This window comes from Actinoplanes derwentensis, assembly GCF_900104725.1.
Lineage (GTDB): Bacteria > Actinomycetota > Actinomycetes > Mycobacteriales > Micromonosporaceae > Actinoplanes > Actinoplanes derwentensis.
On record NZ_LT629758.1, the window covers coordinates 6,991,762 to 7,006,940 of the forward strand.

The following is a 15,179-nucleotide window of genomic DNA, read 5'->3' on the forward strand; positions in this document are numbered from 1 at the left end:
CGGCAAGGCAGCGACGTCGTCGCTGCCTTTTTGTTTGCCCCGAGCAAACCGGCTCTGACGCAGGGCCGGTCGAAGGAGAAGAGAACACCATGACCGCCCCTGAGGTGCAGCGAGTCCGTGATCAGCGGATCGAGAAGGTCGTCCCGCTGATGAGCCCGGCGCTGCTGCACCACGAGCTGCCGCTGACCAGTGAGTGTCACGACACCGTGCTGGCGGGCCGCAAACAGGTCGAGGACGTGCTGAACGGCCGAGATCAACGCCTGATCGTGGTCGTCGGCCCGTGTTCGGTGCACGACCCGGTGGCCGCCGGCGAGTACGCGGACCGGCTTCAGCTGGAGGCCGAGCGGCTGAAGGAGGACCTGCTGATCGTGATGCGGGTGTACTTCGAGAAGCCGCGTTCCACGGTCGGCTGGAAGGGCCTGATCATGGACCCGGCCCTGGACGGCTCGGGTGACGTCGGCACCGGCCTGCGGATCGCCCGCAAGCTGCTGCTGGAGGTCGTCCAGCGGGGTCTGCCGGTGGCGGTGGAGTTCCTCGACCCGATCACCCCGCAGTACATCGCGGACACCGTGGCCTGGGGTGCGATCGGCGCCCGGACGGTGGAGTCGCAGGTGCACCGTCAGCTCTCGTCCGGCCTGTCGATGCCGATCGGCATGAAGAACCGCCCGGACGGCAGTGTCTCCACCGCGGTCGACGCGATCCAGGCCGCCGAGGCGAAGCATGTCTTCCCGGGGATCGACTACTCGGGCACGCCGGCGATCCTGCACACGGCCGGTAACCCGGACTGTCACCTGGTGCTGCGCGGTGGCGGCGGCAAGCCGAACTACAGCGCCGAGCACGTCGAGTCGTCGCTGGCGCTGCTGCGCAAGGCGGGCCTGCCGGAGCGTCTGGTGATCGACTGTTCGCACGGCAACAGCAGCAAGGACCACAACCGGCAGCCGATCGTGGCCGAGGACATCGCGCAGCAGATGGAAGCCGGTCAGCACGCGATCAGCGGCGTGATGCTGGAGAGTTTCCTGGAGCCGGGCCGACAGGACCTCGGTGGCGAGCTGACGTACGGCCAGTCGGTCACCGACGCCTGCATGGGCTGGGACGCGACGGTGAGTGTGCTGGACCGGCTGGCCGCGGCCTCCGCGAAGCGGCGCACGGTCTGAATTGTGCAGACCCCTGTGAGTCCGATGGGGACTCACAGGGGTCGCACAGCGGCGGCACAAGGACGCGACAGGGCGCCGACGAACCGTTGACCGGGTGATGACCGCACCACGTACCGGGGCGGCCCGGTGGCTGCTCGGCCGCCACGACGCCCCTTGGATCCGCCCGTCCCTCTACGCCCTGCTGCTGACCACCGCCGTCCTCTACATCTGGGGGCTGGGCGCGTCGGGCTGGGCCAACGCGTTCTACTCCGCCGCCGTCCAGGCCGGTTCGGAGAGCTGGACGGCGTTCTTCTTCGGTTCGTCCGACGCGGCCAACGCGATCACCGTCGACAAGACCCCGGCCGCCCTCTGGATCATGGCGCTGTCGGTGCGGATCTTCGGGCTCAGCTCGTGGAGCATCCTGGTCCCGCAGGCGCTGCTGGGCGTAGCGACGACCGGATTGCTGTTCGCGACCGTACGGCGCGGTTTCGGTCCCGCGGCCGGTCTGCTCGCCGGTGCGATCTCGGCGCTGACCCCGGTGGCCGTGCTGATGTTCCGCTTCAACAACCCGGACGCGCTGCTGGTGCTGCTGATGGTCGGCGGGGCGTACTCGATCCTGCGAGCCGTCGAGTCCGGCGCCACGAAGTGGGTGGTGCTGACCGGTGTGCTGGTCGGGTTCGCGTTCCTGGCCAAGCAGTTGCAGGCGCTGCTGGTGGTTCCGGCGTTCGGTTTGGCCTACCTGATCGCCGGCCCGCCGAAGCTCGGTAAGCGGATCGTCCAGTTGCTGCTGGCACTGGTCGCGATGGTCGCCTCCGCCGGCTGGTACATCGGCATCGTCGAACTGGTGCCCACGTCGATGCGCCCGTACATCGGTGGTTCGCAGAATAACAGCCTGCTCGAACTCACCCTCGGTTACAACGGCCTGGGCCGGCTCAACGGCGAGGAGTCCGGCAGTGTCGGCAACGCGTCGGCCCGGCTGAGCGAGGTCGGCCTGACCCGGCTCTTCAACAGCGCGCAGGGTGGTCAGATCTCCTGGCTGCTGCCGGCCGCGCTGATCCTGCTGGTCGCCGGACTCGTGATCACCGCTCGGCGGGCCCGCACCGACACGCAGCGGGCCGCCCTGATCGTCTGGGGCACCTGGCTGCTGGTCACCGGGCTGATCTTCAGCTACATGCAGGGCATCTTCCACGCGTACTACACGGTGGCGCTGGCTCCGGCGATCGCCGCGGTGGTCGCGATGGGTGCGGCGCTGCTGTGGAAGCGCCGGGCGGAACTGTTCGCGGCGCTCGCCCTGGCCACGGCGATCGGGGTGACCGCCTGGTGGTCGTGGACGCTGCTCGGCCGCAGTTCTGACTTCGTGCCGTGGCTGCGCCTGCCGGTGCTGATCGCGGGGCTGCTGGCGGCGGTCGCGGTGGTCCTCTCGGTCCGGCTCACGGCGCGTCTGGCCCTGGTCGCCGCGACGGTCGCGGCAGTCGCCGGATTGGCAGGACCGGCTGCGTACGCGGTACAAACGGCCGCCGAAGCCCACACCGGTTCGATCCCGACCGCCGGCCCGTCGGTCTCCGGTGGACGGGGCGGCGGCATGGCACCCGGCGGCCGAGGCAACGGTGGCCCCAGCGGCGGACAGAACGGTCGTACTTTCGGGGGCGGCGCCCCTGGTGGACAGAACGGTCGTTCTGCGGACGGGTCTGAAGGCGCCCAGAACAGCCGCCCAACCCAGACCGGCCGAAGCTCCCGTGGCGGCAACAGTGGCCTGCTCAACGCGAGCGAGGTCAACACTCAGGTGAAGGCCCTGCTGGAGAACGATGCCGACAGTTACACCTGGGTGGCCGCCGCGATCGGTTCACAGAACGCGTCCGGCTATCAGCTGGCCACCGAGGAACCGGTGATGGCGGTAGGCGGTTTCAACGGCACCGATCCGTCCCCGACGCTGGCGCAGTTCCAGCAGTACGTCACCGACGGAAAGATCCACTACTTCATCGGCGGCGGCGGCTTCGCTCGCAACGGCGGCAACGGTGGCAGCGACGAGAGTGGCCGGATCTCTGAGTGGGTGGCCGCGAACTTCACCGCCCAGACGGTCGGCGGCACCACCCTCTACGACCTGACGACGACCGGCAAGTAGCACAGCGGAGCGTGGTGAGCCCTAGGGCTCACCACGCTCCGCTGTGGACTCACAGGGCCGGCACAGGGCCGCCATAAGCTGGGCAAAGACGCGCGACGGACCTTGGGGACATGACCCTCTCGACGCTGCCCTCACAGGACACCGGCCGCAGCCGCGTCGGGGCGCCGGTTCTCGACGTGGTGATCCCGGTCTACAACGAGGAAGCCGATCTGGAGCCGTGTGTTCGCCGGCTGCACGCTTATCTGGCGGCGAACTTCCCGTACCGGTTCCGGATCACCGTGGCGGACAACGCGAGCGTCGACGGCACAGCACTGGTGGCACAGCGACTGACCGAGGCGTTCGCCGAAGTCAGCGCGGTCCACCTGGCGGAGAAGGGCCGGGGACGGGCGCTCAAGCACGTCTGGTCGCACTCCGACGCCACCGTCCTGGCGTACATGGATGTGGATCTCTCGACCGATCTCGGTGCCCTGCTGCCGCTGGTGGCGCCGCTGATCTCGGGGCATTCGGACCTGGCGATCGGGTCCCGGCTGGCACGTGGTTCGCGGGTGGTGCGCGGCGCAAAGCGGGAGCTGATCTCCCGGGGTTACAACCTGATCCTGCGTGGCACGCTGGCCGCACGGTTCTCCGACGCGCAGTGCGGTTTCAAGGCGATCCGGTCCGATGTGGCCGAACGGCTGCTGCCGATGGTCGAGGATCCGGGCTGGTTCTTCGACACCGAGCTGCTGGTGCTGGCGGAGCGGGCCGGGCTGCGTATCCACGAGGTGCCGGTGGACTGGATCGACGATCCGGACAGCCGGGTCGACATCGTGGCGACCGCGGTGGCGGATCTGAAGGGCATCGTCCGGGTCGCTCGCGCGCTGAGCACCGGCCGTCTGCCGCTGGCCACGCTGCGTGCGCAGTTGGGCCGTAATCCGTTGCCGGTGGCGGGTGAGCCGGCCGGGCTGACCGGGCAGCTCATCCGGTTCGCCGGGGTGGGTGTCGCGAGCACCTTGGCCTACCTGGTCCTTTACGCACTGTTGCGGACCGGGGTGGAAGCTCAGTGGGCCAACCTGTGGGCGCTGCTGCTGACCGCGATGGCCAACACGGCCGCCAACCGACGATTGACCTTCGGAGTACGTGGTGGTGACGGTGCTCTGCGGCATCAGGCGCAGGGGCTGGTGGTATTCGGCATCGGTCTCGGGCTGACGAGCGGAGCCCTCGCCCTGCTGCACGCCACGGCCGCCGGCGCCCCACGTACCGCCGAATTGATGGTGCTTGTCCTGGCCAACCTGGTGGCCACCGCCGCGCGCTTCCTGATGTTGCGTATCTGGGTCTTCCGGCCCTCGGCCGGCTGATCGCGATCTGCCGCCTCAGCCGACGGAACGCCCGCCTGACCGGGCCGTAATCGGAGATCAACCGATCCGTTGTACCCGAAGTTGCGGGATTTCAACAGGGCTTGTTGTCCGGAACACAACGAACCGAAAATTCGGCACACGCGGGCGTATCACATCGGCAACCCAGAGGTAACAATGAGCTCTGATCGGGATCTGCACCTCTCGATCCATGCTTCACCGGCGCGGCAGACCGGAAGGTAGCGATCATGCTCAACAAAGAGGACACTCGGCGGCTGGCAGCGATGGAACGCCAACTTCGACGTGACGATCCGGATTTCTGCGCTCGAATGGGCGGCGGAAACTTCAGCGTGTCAACAACCGGTCGCCCTCCGCTACCACTGTTCATCGTGGCCACCGTGATCACTGTCGCCGCCGTCGTGCTGGGAGCGGTCGGCTGGTGGATCTCCACCTCGATCGTCGGCGCCTGGGCCGTGATCACCTTCTCCGCGGCGGTCCACCGGTTGCGCAGGCAGCGGACCGAGACCGCGTTCCGGCAGGCCTGAACACCCTCACGAGCTGGTCGTGGCCTGGCTCTCGAACCGGCGGACGATCTCCACGAGGGCCCGGACCTGCCGCAGGACGGCGTCGGCCTCGGTGGACCGGTGCGGCCGCGCGGCGATGTCGACGATCGCGTCGGCCCGGACACCGACCATGGTGAGCGGGCGGCGGTAAAGCGGCTCCTGCGCCGTGGCCCACTTGACGAAGGCCCGCGTCGGGTCCGGCAGGTAGACGATCCAAGCGGTGCTCAGCACCCCGGTCTCCGGTTTGCGGAAGTCGAAGACCACGAACTCCAGGTCGTCGTAGTAGCCGCGCAGCACCGCATAGGCCGGCTGATCCTCGCCGAAGTCCGGGGTGTCGCTCCAGGCGTCCAGCAGATCGCCGTCGACGTCCAGGAACTGCCAGCCGTGCCGGCGGGCCAGCTCGATCCGGTCACCCACCCCTGCCGATCGGGGAATCGACCGGTCGGCGAAGAACACCAGCCAGACACCCGCGGCGGCGACCAGACCACCGGCACCGATGATGAGCCGGCCCGCGAGACGGCCGGTGTCGTCCGGTTCCAGAATGCGCGAAGCGCCATCACCGTACGTGATGCACTGGCCGCCGATCTGCATCTCGGTCGCTCTACAGGAGGCGCCGCCGTTCAGCAGCAGGATGACGCCGAGGGCGAGAAGCCCCAGTCCGACGATGAGGACGATCCACGAGGATCGACTCGTTCGCCCGTTCATCCGACCTCCTGTGTGCGGCTAGTGATCAAAGTACCGCTACAGGACGTGAAGAGGCCCCCGCCATACAGCGGGGGCCTCGACATGTGTGCAGGTTGTTACTTGGTGATACGCACCGTGTGCGTACGAACCGTCGCGGTGTTACCCGCCTTGTCCGTCGCGGTGTAGGTGATCAGCAGCTTGCCCTTGGTGACGCCGGTGAGCTTGACGCTCCAGACACCCTTGGCGTTCGGCACGGCGGTCAGCACCGCGGCCTTGGCCTGAGCGTCCTTCTTCGACTTCGCCTTGGTCCACTTGCCGGCCGAGTAGTAGTACCACTTGCCGGACCGCTCCTCGATCGCCTTGACCTTCGCCTTGGCGACACCGAGACCCTTGTCGGTCGCCTTGCCGGTGACCGTCTTCCAGGAGCTGGCGCGTTCGGAGTGGCTCGGCTTGGTCAGACTCACCGTCGGCTTGGCGGTGTCCTTGGTGACCTTGACGGTGCCGACGGTGACGGCCTTACCGGCACCGGCCGCGTTGGACGGCGTCACCTTGACCGCGAAATTCCCGGCCTTGGTGTACTTGTGCACCACCGTCGCGTTCGCCGCGGTGGTCTTGGTGGTGCTGCCGTCGCCCCAGACGATCGAGAGCTGGGTGGCTCCGGTGACACCGCTGACCCCGAGGCTCACCGACTGGGTCGTCCAGATCGCCTTGGTGTTCAGCTTGTAGGTGCCGGCCTGCGCCTTCACCACCACGGTGGACGCGGTGATCGTGGCCTTGTTGCCGGCCTCGTCGCTCAGGGTGACGGTGACCTTGAAGCTGCCCGCCTTGGTGTAGGCGTGCGTGGCCTTGGTCGTACCGACCGCCAGGGTCTGGACGGCGCTGCCGTCGCCCCAGTCGACGACCCGGGTGATCTTCGCGTTGTCACTGACGTCGTCGTCCAGCGCGGACTCGGTGAGCGTCACCGACTGGCCGGGCCAGATCGCCGCCGTGTTCACCGCGTAGGTGCCGGTCGGCGCGGTGGCGTCGGCGATCCCGACGGTGCTGCGCGGCGTGGCGTCCGGGGTGATCGGGGTGTACTTGGCGAAGAAGTTGACCAGCATGGTCAGGTCGTTGTCGCCGGTCGTCTTGCGATCGGTGCCCTTGCCCAGGGTGGTGAAGTTGTCACCACCGGCGGCGAGGAACGAGTTCGACGTGACGCGGTACGTGCCGGTCGGGTTGAGAACGACCCCGTTCAGCTTCAGCGTCGACGCGATGATCTTCGAGCCCCGCGGCTGGTTCAGGTCGTAGGAGTAGACGAGCCCCTTCGACGAGCCCAGGTGCAGCACCGGCCGGGACGCGCCGTCCGGCTGCCACTGCTCCTCCAGCACCTGCTTGATCTGGGCGCCGGTCAGGGTCTGGGTCACCACGTCGTTGGCGAACGGCTGGACGGCGAACGCGGCCGAGTAGGTCACGGTTCCGTCGGTGCCGTACGCCAGGTCGGCACGCAGGCCACCCGGGTTCATCAGCGCGATCTGCGCCCCACCACGACCGGCGTCGCTGGTCTGGTCGAGCTGCACGTCGGCGATGAAGTTGCCCATCACCGACTCGGCACCACGGTCCTCGGCGCCGGCGGCGGAGTAGGCCCGCTTGATGTCGCCGGTGATCTTGCCGAGCTCACGCTTGCCCAGCTCGGCGGCCTTCGTCTTGGCGTCGGCCACGATCTGCGCGACCGCCGCGTCGGACGGGTAACCGGTCACGTTCAGCAGCTCGGCCGTCGACGAGGTCACCGACTTGGTGGCCGGGTCGATGGTCAGGACCGCCTTGCCCAGCCGCAGACCGTAGTCCTCGGCCTGGATCACCGGACGGGTCTTGGTGGTACCGGGGACCGGCACCTGGAACGCGTACGGCTGGTGGGTGTGCCCGCTGAAGATCGCGTCGATCTCGGCGCTCACCTTGGTGAACTCACCGAACACCGGGTCGGCGGCGAGCGCCTCGGCGGAGTTGATGTTCTCAGTGGCCGCACCCTCGTGGGTGAGCAGCACCAGCACGTCGGCCTCGCCGTTGGCGGCGTCGCCGTCGGAGAGCTGCGCCGCGAGGGTGTTGGTCTCGGTGATCGGGTCGCGGAACTCCACGCCCTTGATGCCGTCCGGGCTGACCAGCGAACCGGTCTGCTCGGTCACCACACCGATGTAGCCGACCTTGATGCCACCCACGGTCTGCACGACGTAGCCGGGCAGGACCCGCTCGCCGTCCTTGTAGACGTTGGCCGCCAGGTACGGGAAGTCGGCCTTGTCGGAGACCCGGCCGAGCAGGTCGGACAGGCCCTTGTCGAACTCGTGGTTGCCGACCGCGGAGACGTTCAGCCCACCGGCGTTGAGCGCCGCGAGGGTCGGGTTGTCGTCGTCGATCGCGGAGATGAACGTGGAGGCGCCGATGTTGTCACCGACGGACACCCACGCGGTGTTCGGGTTGGCCGCGCGGAGCTGGTTGACCGCCCCGACGAGCTGGGCCGCGCCACCGTTGCCGGTGGTCGGCGACTCGAGCCGGCCGTGGAAGTCGTTGATGCTCAGCAGCTGCAGGTCGATCGGGCTGGCGGCACCGGTCTCCAGGCCGACGACGACCGGGTCGTGGTCGCTGGAGCGGAACGGGCCGGACTCGTAGAAGGGTCCGTAGCCGTCGTATTCGAAGGCGAACGACTCGACCGAGTTGATGTTCCAGATGTCGACGCCGGTGATCCGCTTCGCGAACTCGCCGGTGACCAGCGCGTGGTCCAGCGAACCGGACTCGCCGCCGTAGACGTACGAGGACTTGTCCGGCGCGAACGTGGCGTGCGCGTCGGAGTAGCCCTTCTCGTACAGAGCCTGGAGCGGGTCTTCCTGGCCGTAGGCGTTGAAGTCGCCGAGCAGGATCACCTTGTCGGTGCCGAGGCCCGCGACGAAGGTCGCGAGCGCGTTGGCCTGCCGGATCCGGTCGCCGTTGTAGGCGCCCTGTCCGTCACCGGTGTCCACGTTGTCACCGGTCGGGGCGACCGAGGCGCTCTTGGACTTGAAGTGGTTCGCGACCACGGTGAAGTCGATCGAGCCGGCGGTGAACGTCTGCGCGATCGGCTCGCGGGCGTTGCCCCAGACCGTCTCGTCGTTCACCGACTTCGACGCGCCCTTCGGCGTGACCGAGGCGGGCTTGAAGATGATCGCGCTGGTGATGACGTCCTGCTCGGTCGCGCCCGGCAGTTCGCCCGGTGACCGGACGTAGTCCCAGACACCCGCGCCGTCGACCGTGTTGAGCTCGCCGACCAGGGTCTTGAGCGCCAGCTGGGTCTCGGTCGTCTCGAAGCGGACCGAGTTCTCGATCTCCATGAGCGCGACCACGTCGGCGTCCAGGGCGGTGATCGCCGAGACGATCTTCGCTTCCTGCTTCTCCTTGGCCGCCTCGTCAGCGGCACCGCGCGCCTCGCCACCGAAGTGGACGAAGTAGTTCAGCACGTTGAAGCTGGCGACCTTGATGTCCCCGCCGACGCTCGCCGGAGCGCTGGTCCGCGGGTTCGACGCCTTGAAGGCGGTGTCGAGGGAGGCCGGGCTGGCCGGCTGCAGGCGCCATTCGCTGAAGCCGTAGCTCAGAACGGCCGCACCGAACTTCTCGACGGTGTCACCGACACGCAGCGGCGCGTCCTTGGTCATGTACACCGGGGGCAGGCCGGCGGTCGCCAGGTTGGTGGTCTTCGCGTCGTCGAGCAGAACCCGGCCGGCCTTGTTGCCGGCCTTCAGCTCGTTCGCGGCAGCGCTGCCGGGCCGGGCCACGTCGGTGGGGATCCGGGCCGGGGTGCTGCCGGCCGCGAGGATGACCTCGCCGTACCGGTTGGTGTTGTAGACGTCCGAGACGGTGAACGCGCCGACCGGGGCGACCAGCATGCCCTCGGCGGACTCGCGGGCCTCGTCGCTGAGCGGGAGGGTCAGCGGGACCGGGGCGGGCAGCGGGGCGTCGTTCGCGCAGACCTGCACGTCGGACTTGGCACCGATGGTGATCTGGGTCAGCGCGTTGTACTCGCTGACCGTGCCGGTCACCCGTACCGAGTCACCGATCTTCACCGACGGGTGGTTCGCGGCGGTCGAGGTCAGGTAGACGAAGATGCCGTCGGAGGCGGCGCCCGCGATGACCGGGCGGTCGCCGCCGGTGCCGGCCGTCTGCACATAGACGCCGTTGTAACCACCGGTGCGGTGGTCGGCGGTCACGATGCCCTCGACGGTCACGATCGAACCGGCCAGCGGCGTGGCCGCACCGGCGCCCTGCACCTGGGCGATCGTGTGGGTGACCGCGGTGTCGCAGCCGGTGGAGGGCTCTTCGGGCTCCTCCGGGGTGGTGACCACGGTGTTGAGCGCGCCGAAGCTGCTCGTCGCCGGGCCGGTCCAGACACCGTCGATCTTCTGCAGCGACTGACCGGCAGCAGTGGTCTCCGACTCGGCGACACCGATGTCCACGCTGGTCTGACCGAGGGCCGGACCGTTGGCGGCGGTGACGACGCCTTCGTAGCTGAGGAACTCGGCTACTGTGTTGTCCGGCTTCACCAGCGCGATGCCGTCCGGGGCTCCGTTCTGGATCCCGGCTGCGGCGGCGAAGTTCTGAACGACCACACCGGACGCCGGTACGACACCGGTGAACGTGGTGATCGGCGTGTAGCTGGCTCCGCCGTTGCCGTTGTAGAGGTAGAGCTTCCAGCCACTCAGGTCGTAACCGACCGGGGCCTCGATCTCCACGGCCTCGCCGCTGTCGGTGCCCGTGTTGTCGTAGTGGATCTCGCTGATGAACGGCACATCGGTGGCCGCGGAAACCGGGCCGGTGAAGCTGAGACAAAGCGTGGTCGCCAGGACGGCAGCACCCAGCGCACGAAAACCCGCAGGGGTTTTCGGTACTGGGAGGAAGCGTCCGGCGTCACCCACGCTGCGTATGAAAGAACGCATCGAGGTTGCCCTCCGAAGGAGTGTTGATCCGCCGCAGCGTAGGTATCGCTGATGACGAAAGATTCTCGGAAAGGTAACGGAAGAGCAATCACCGGGCTACCGGTGGCAGGTTTTTCCCGCCGTTCATTGTTCGCGTTTGTACAGTCGCCGGATCTTAGGTGGACGGTTACCTGCCGGAAACCTGCCGCCCGCCGACAGCCGTACCGCACCCATGATCGTGTGCAAAAATGCAGATCCTTCGAAGCTCGGCGGAATGGAACACCGGTGACGAAAACGGTCAAGCGACGTGCACCGCTCTGGGCTCGATTGAGCGCGATCGCCGGCTCCGTACTGATCGTCACGAGTGTTGGTGCTCTCGTCACCGCGCAGACTCTGGTCGCGAAATACACCGCCGCGGTGACCGATGACAGCATCTTCGAACCCCGGGCGGCCAACGCCGCGGTCCCGCGGGACCGGAAAGAGGACGACAGCCCGTCGATCAAGGGCCCGCTGAACCTGCTACTGGTCGGGATCGATCCGCGGGACGACAAGACGCCGCCGCTCTCCGACTCGATCATCCTGGCGCACATCCCGGCCGACATGAGCACGGTCTACCTGTTCTCGCTGCCCCGTGACCTGTACGTCGACATCCCGGCGTTCCCGAAGGCGGACTACCGCGGCGGCTCCGGGAAGATCAACGGCTCGATGTCGATGGGCAGCCATCTCGGCGACGGGAAGTACAGCGCCGCCCAGGGCTTCCAGCTGCTCGCCAAGACGGTCGGCGGGTACACCGGCATCAAGGAGTTCGACGCCGGCGGGATCGTCAACTTCGGCGGCTTCAAGAAGATCGTCGAGGCGATGGAGGGCGTCACCATGACGATCGACCAGGACGTGAAGTCCGAGCACCTGAAACCGGACGGCTCGCCCCGCGACCGGTTGTCCCGCTGCGCCGACAACACCTGCGACCACCCGTACATCGGGGTGCAGAAGATCTATCAGAAGGGCACCTACCACCTGCAGGCGTGGGAGGCCCTGGACTACGTGCGGCAACGCTACGGACTCCCCGAGGGCGACTACGACCGGCAGCGGCACCAGCAGCAGTTCGTCAAGGCGCTGGCCAAGCAGGCGATGAGCAAGGACGTGGTGACCGACCCGGCGAAACTGCTGAAGGTGATGAACGCGGCCGGTGGCTCGCTGACCTTCTCCGGCGGCGGCCACACCGTGCTCGACTGGGCGTTCGCCCTACAGGGCCTCAACGTCGACGACATGATCACGGTGAAGCTGCCGGGTGGCGGAAAGTTCGCCGGCAGCACCTATCTGGGCGAGGAACTGGAGCCTTCGACCAAGGAGTTCTTCCAGGCCGTCCGGGAGGACCGGGTCGGCGGATTCCTGCTCGACCACCCGGAGTACGTGAACCTCCAGAGCTGAGCCCTACTGGTACCCTCAGGTTTCAGTGGCTCCAGGGCTCGTAGCTCAGTGGATAGAGCAACCGCCTCCTAAGCGGTAGGTCGCGCGTTCAAGTCGCGCCGGGCCCACTCACTCCCCGGCCGTTCCGCACTCGCGGAACGGCCGGTGTCGTTCCCGCCGAATCAGGGCCAGGTCAGAGCCGGGTCAGAGCCGGATCCGCTGCCCCACAGCCAGTCGGTTCGGGCTGCGCAGCGTCGCCGTGTTTGCCCGGTAAAGGGCTTTCCAGCCGCCCCGCACGTGGTAACGGGCGGCGATCTTCGCCAGCGTGTCACCCGGGCGTACGACGTAGCTGCCCGAGGAGTGCCGGGTGACCGGAGCCCGGCGCGCGGAACGGGACGCCGGCTTGTAGGCGTTACGCCGCCCGCAGGTCGGCCACGCACCGATCCCCTGGCCGCGCAGCACCCGTTCGGCGATGCGGATCTGCTCGGACTTGGAGGCCCGGTTGGCGGTGCTGGCGTACCGCGCTCCGCCGTAGGCCCGCCAGGTGCCGTGGCTGAACTGAAGCCCGCCGTAGTACCCGTTTCCGGTATTGATGCCCCAGTTGCCGCCGGATTCGCAGCGGGCGATCGCCTCCCAGTTGATGCTGTCCGGAGCGGCGGCGGCCGGCCCGGCCAGCACGGCGCTTCCGGTGACGCAGACGACCGCCAGGCCGATCACGCGCTTCCACTGTTCACTTTTCTGAGCCATGTGCGTTGTCCTCCACGCCTGCGAGGTCAGCTGTCGGGTTCGGGCAGAGGTGCCCGGCCGCTTACCACGGCTTCACCCCGAGGCGCCGTAGCGCCGAGGAACTCTTGGGTCCCCCGCTCCATGCCTTGATTCGTAGATCCGCGACCGGCGGCAGGACTCGGCGTTACCGGCCACGGTGCCCGCTCACGCGGGCCGCTGAGACGCCGCTCTCGACACACATGACCGAGCAGCGGCAATGGAGTTGTTGGTCACAAATTAGCCGCTTTGATCTTCCTTTGTGTGGATAACATGCCGATCTCGGCGCGCCGCGGTGGGTACACAACCCTCCACCGAGGGTGCACAATCGGCAGCCATGAGCGATCGACAGCGCGAGTTCGACGTGATCGTCTACGGTGCCTCGGGTTTCGCCGGCGCGCTGGTCGCGAAGCATCTCGCGACGAAATCACCGCAAGGCACCCGGATCGCGCTCGCCGGACGGTCCGCGGCGAAACTGGAACGACTCGGCCTGGACCTGCCCATCGTGGTCGCTGACGCGGACGACGCCGAGGCCCTGACCACGATGGCCGACCGCACTCGCGTGGTGGTGACGACGGTCGGGCCGTACGCGAAATTCGGCAAGCCACTCGCTCGCGCCTGCGCCGAAACCGGTACCGACTACGTGGACCTGACCGGTGAGGTCCTGTTCGCCCGGGACAGCATCGACGAGAACCATGAGGTCGCCCGGCGCACCGGTGCACGGATCGTGCACTCCTGCGGCTTCGATTCGATCCCGTCCGATATCGGGGTGCACGTCCTGCATGAGCTGGTGCAAGCCGACGGCGCCGGCGAACTGACCGACACCACGCTGGTGGTGACCAGCATGCGCGGCGGTGTCAGCGGCGGCACCATCGACTCGATGCGGCACCAGGTCGACGTGATGAAGAAGGACCGGCGGCTACGGCGGATCGGGGCCAGCCCGTACTCGCTGAGTCCCGACCGGAAGGCCGAACCCGATCTCGGGCGCCAGCCGGACATGCTCACCCTGGCGCCTTCCGAAGTGGACCCGAGTCTGCGCGGGCACCTCGCCCCGTTCGTGATGGCGTCGTACAACACCCGGGTCGTACGCCGGAGCAACGCGCTGCGCGGCTGGGCGTACGGTCGCGGGTTCCGCTACCGCGAGGTGCTGCGAGTCGGCTCCCCGGTGATCGCCCGGGTGACCAAGGCCGCGATGAGCGCCCTGGTGATCGGATTCGCGGTGCCGCCGATCCGATTCGTGCTGGACCGGGTCCTGCCCGCGCCGGGTACCGGGCCGAGCGAGAGCAACCGGACCAACGGCCACTTCACCATGGACATCTTCGGTGTCACCACGACGGGGGCGCGCTATCGCGCGAGGGTCAAGGCCCAGGGCGACCCGGGGTACGCCGCGACCGCGGTCATGCTCGGTGAGTCCGCCCTGGCGCTGGCCCTGGACCGGGATCGGCTGCCGAAGTCCGAGGGTGGTGTGCTCACTCCGGCGACCGGCATCGGCGACGCCCTGGTCGACCGGCTGCGCACGGCCGGCCTGGAGATCACCGCCCGGAAGGCATAACCTGCGGAGCCCCCAGAGCGGTATCAGTGATCTGACGCGTTTCGCGCCGATCCCCACTAGCACTAAGAGTGCATATTCCGGCACGATTCATGAGTGACCGTCAGCCCGCTCCCCTACCCGCTGCGGTTGGCGGGGGCTGGCGTCGTCCTGCGGGAGTGGTGCTGGGAGGACCTCGACGACCTGGTCGCACTGCTGGACGAGCCGGACATCGCCCGCTGGACACTGCGGCCGTCGCCGTTCGACGTGGAGGCCGGGCTGGCCTATCTGCGGCGGGCCTTGCAGGGCCGGGTCAATGGCAGCCGGATCCAGCTCGCGATCACCGCCGACGGTGGTAGGCCGCTCGGCGAGGTGCTGCTCTTCGCGGTGCGTTCCGACGCGCACGAGGCCGAACTGGGTTATCTGGTCGGCCTGCCGTTCCGCCGCCGGGGTCTAGCGTCGGCCGCGCTCTCCCTGCTCACCACGTTCTCGGTCGACACGTTGCGGCTGCGCCGGCTGCTGCTGCGGATCGACCGGGGTAACACGGCGAGCACGTCGGTGGCCCGGCACTGTGGTTACCGGCCGGCCGCCGATCCGGTGATCCAGCAGGCCGGCCCGGACGGTCCGGTGTACCTGGACACGTGGGAGTTCGTCGAGGGCCGGCCCGGTCCGCACGACGATCGCCGGAAAAATGTCGCATCCCGCCGGTACGGTCGGCGATGACCGCCGTCGCAGG

General features: G+C 68.1%; 10 protein-coding genes, 1 tRNA gene and 1 riboswitch. Of the genes, 8 read left to right on the forward strand and 3 right to left on the reverse strand.

Features of this window, described 5'->3' with window-relative positions; all coding sequences use genetic code 11:
* The first annotated feature begins 89 nt into the window (after nucleotides 1–89).
* The 4 genes from BLU81_RS30770 to BLU81_RS30785 all read left to right on the forward strand — a co-directional run bounded on the left by BLU81_RS30770 (nucleotide 90) and on the right by BLU81_RS30785 (nucleotide 5,131).
* A complete protein-coding gene (locus tag BLU81_RS30770; RefSeq protein ID WP_092549048.1) occupies nucleotides 90–1,154 on the forward strand; it encodes a 3-deoxy-7-phosphoheptulonate synthase in 1,065 nt (354 codons plus the stop codon).
* Between the two features lie 97 nt (nucleotides 1,155–1,251).
* Complete coding sequence (locus tag BLU81_RS30775; RefSeq protein WP_092549051.1) at nucleotides 1,252–3,255, forward strand: ArnT family glycosyltransferase; 2,004 nt, start codon at nucleotides 1,252–1,254, stop codon at nucleotides 3,253–3,255.
* A 110-nt stretch (nucleotides 3,256–3,365) separates the two neighbouring features.
* On the forward strand, nucleotides 3,366–4,589 hold the full coding sequence (locus BLU81_RS30780) for a glycosyltransferase (protein ID WP_092549054.1): 1,224 nt from the start codon (nucleotides 3,366–3,368) through the stop codon (nucleotides 4,587–4,589).
* A gap of 245 nt (nucleotides 4,590–4,834) precedes the next feature.
* Complete coding sequence (locus BLU81_RS30785; RefSeq protein ID WP_092549057.1) at nucleotides 4,835–5,131, forward strand: DUF3040 domain-containing protein; 297 nt, start codon at nucleotides 4,835–4,837, stop codon at nucleotides 5,129–5,131.
* A gap of 6 nt (nucleotides 5,132–5,137) precedes the next feature.
* Here the strand turns inward: BLU81_RS30785 and BLU81_RS30790 are convergent, their stop codons facing one another.
* Nucleotides 5,138–5,854 (reverse strand): hypothetical protein, encoded by a 717-nt coding sequence (locus BLU81_RS30790; RefSeq protein WP_092549060.1) that lies wholly within the window; start codon nucleotides 5,852–5,854, stop codon nucleotides 5,138–5,140.
* Nucleotides 5,855–5,949: 95 nt separating this feature from the next.
* Nucleotides 5,950–10,620 (reverse strand): ExeM/NucH family extracellular endonuclease, encoded by a 4,671-nt coding sequence (locus BLU81_RS30795; RefSeq protein WP_231953594.1) that lies wholly within the window; start codon nucleotides 10,618–10,620, stop codon nucleotides 5,950–5,952.
* 411 nt (nucleotides 10,621–11,031) lie between these two features.
* Here BLU81_RS30795 and BLU81_RS30800 point away from each other — a divergent pair, with 411 nt between their 5' ends.
* Both BLU81_RS30800 and BLU81_RS30805 read left to right on the forward strand, forming a co-directional pair.
* Nucleotides 11,032–12,174, forward strand: coding sequence for an LCP family protein (locus BLU81_RS30800; RefSeq protein ID WP_231953595.1), 1,143 nt, complete (start codon nucleotides 11,032–11,034; stop codon nucleotides 12,172–12,174).
* 34 nt (nucleotides 12,175–12,208) lie between these two features.
* Nucleotides 12,209–12,281: transfer RNA gene (locus BLU81_RS30805), tRNA-Arg, on the forward strand.
* Nucleotides 12,282–12,357: 76 nt separating this feature from the next.
* Here BLU81_RS30805 and BLU81_RS30810 read toward each other — a convergent pair.
* A complete protein-coding gene (locus tag BLU81_RS30810; protein ID WP_092549069.1) occupies nucleotides 12,358–12,900 on the reverse strand; it encodes a LysM peptidoglycan-binding domain-containing protein in 543 nt (180 codons plus the stop codon).
* 5 nt (nucleotides 12,901–12,905) lie between these two features.
* A riboswitch (cyclic di-AMP (ydaO/yuaA leader) is annotated at nucleotides 12,906–13,046 on the reverse strand.
* A gap of 206 nt (nucleotides 13,047–13,252) precedes the next feature.
* Between BLU81_RS30810 and BLU81_RS30815 the strand changes: the two genes are divergently transcribed.
* Together BLU81_RS30815 and BLU81_RS30820 are read left to right on the forward strand one after the other, a co-directional pair.
* A complete protein-coding gene (locus BLU81_RS30815) occupies nucleotides 13,253–14,467 on the forward strand; it encodes a saccharopine dehydrogenase family protein (RefSeq protein ID WP_092549072.1) in 1,215 nt (404 codons plus the stop codon).
* Nucleotides 14,468–14,560: 93 nt separating this feature from the next.
* Nucleotides 14,561–15,166 carry a GNAT family N-acetyltransferase gene (locus tag BLU81_RS30820; protein WP_092549075.1) on the forward strand — a complete coding sequence of 202 codons (606 nt, stop codon included), beginning with the start codon at nucleotides 14,561–14,563 and terminating at the stop codon, nucleotides 15,164–15,166.
* Nucleotides 15,167–15,179: the final 13 nt, after the last annotated feature.

What these genes read in the sequence shown, in the direction of transcription:
- BLU81_RS30780 (WP_092549054.1), top strand. Translation starts at nt 3,366, where the DNA reads ATGACCCTCTCGACGCTGCCCTCACAGGACACCGGCCGCAGCCGCGTC.
- BLU81_RS30790 (WP_092549060.1), bottom strand. Translation starts at nt 5,854, where the DNA reads ATGAACGGGCGAACGAGTCGATCCTCGTGGATCGTCCTCATCGTCGGA.
- BLU81_RS30770 (WP_092549048.1), top strand. Translation starts at nt 90, where the DNA reads ATGACCGCCCCTGAGGTGCAGCGAGTCCGTGATCAGCGGATCGAGAAG.
- BLU81_RS30810 (WP_092549069.1), bottom strand. Translation starts at nt 12,900, where the DNA reads ATGGCTCAGAAAAGTGAACAGTGGAAGCGCGTGATCGGCCTGGCGGTC.
- BLU81_RS30775 (WP_092549051.1), top strand. Translation starts at nt 1,252, where the DNA reads ATGACCGCACCACGTACCGGGGCGGCCCGGTGGCTGCTCGGCCGCCAC.
- BLU81_RS30785 (WP_092549057.1), top strand. Translation starts at nt 4,835, where the DNA reads ATGCTCAACAAAGAGGACACTCGGCGGCTGGCAGCGATGGAACGCCAA.
- BLU81_RS30815 (WP_092549072.1), top strand. Translation starts at nt 13,253, where the DNA reads ATGAGCGATCGACAGCGCGAGTTCGACGTGATCGTCTACGGTGCCTCG.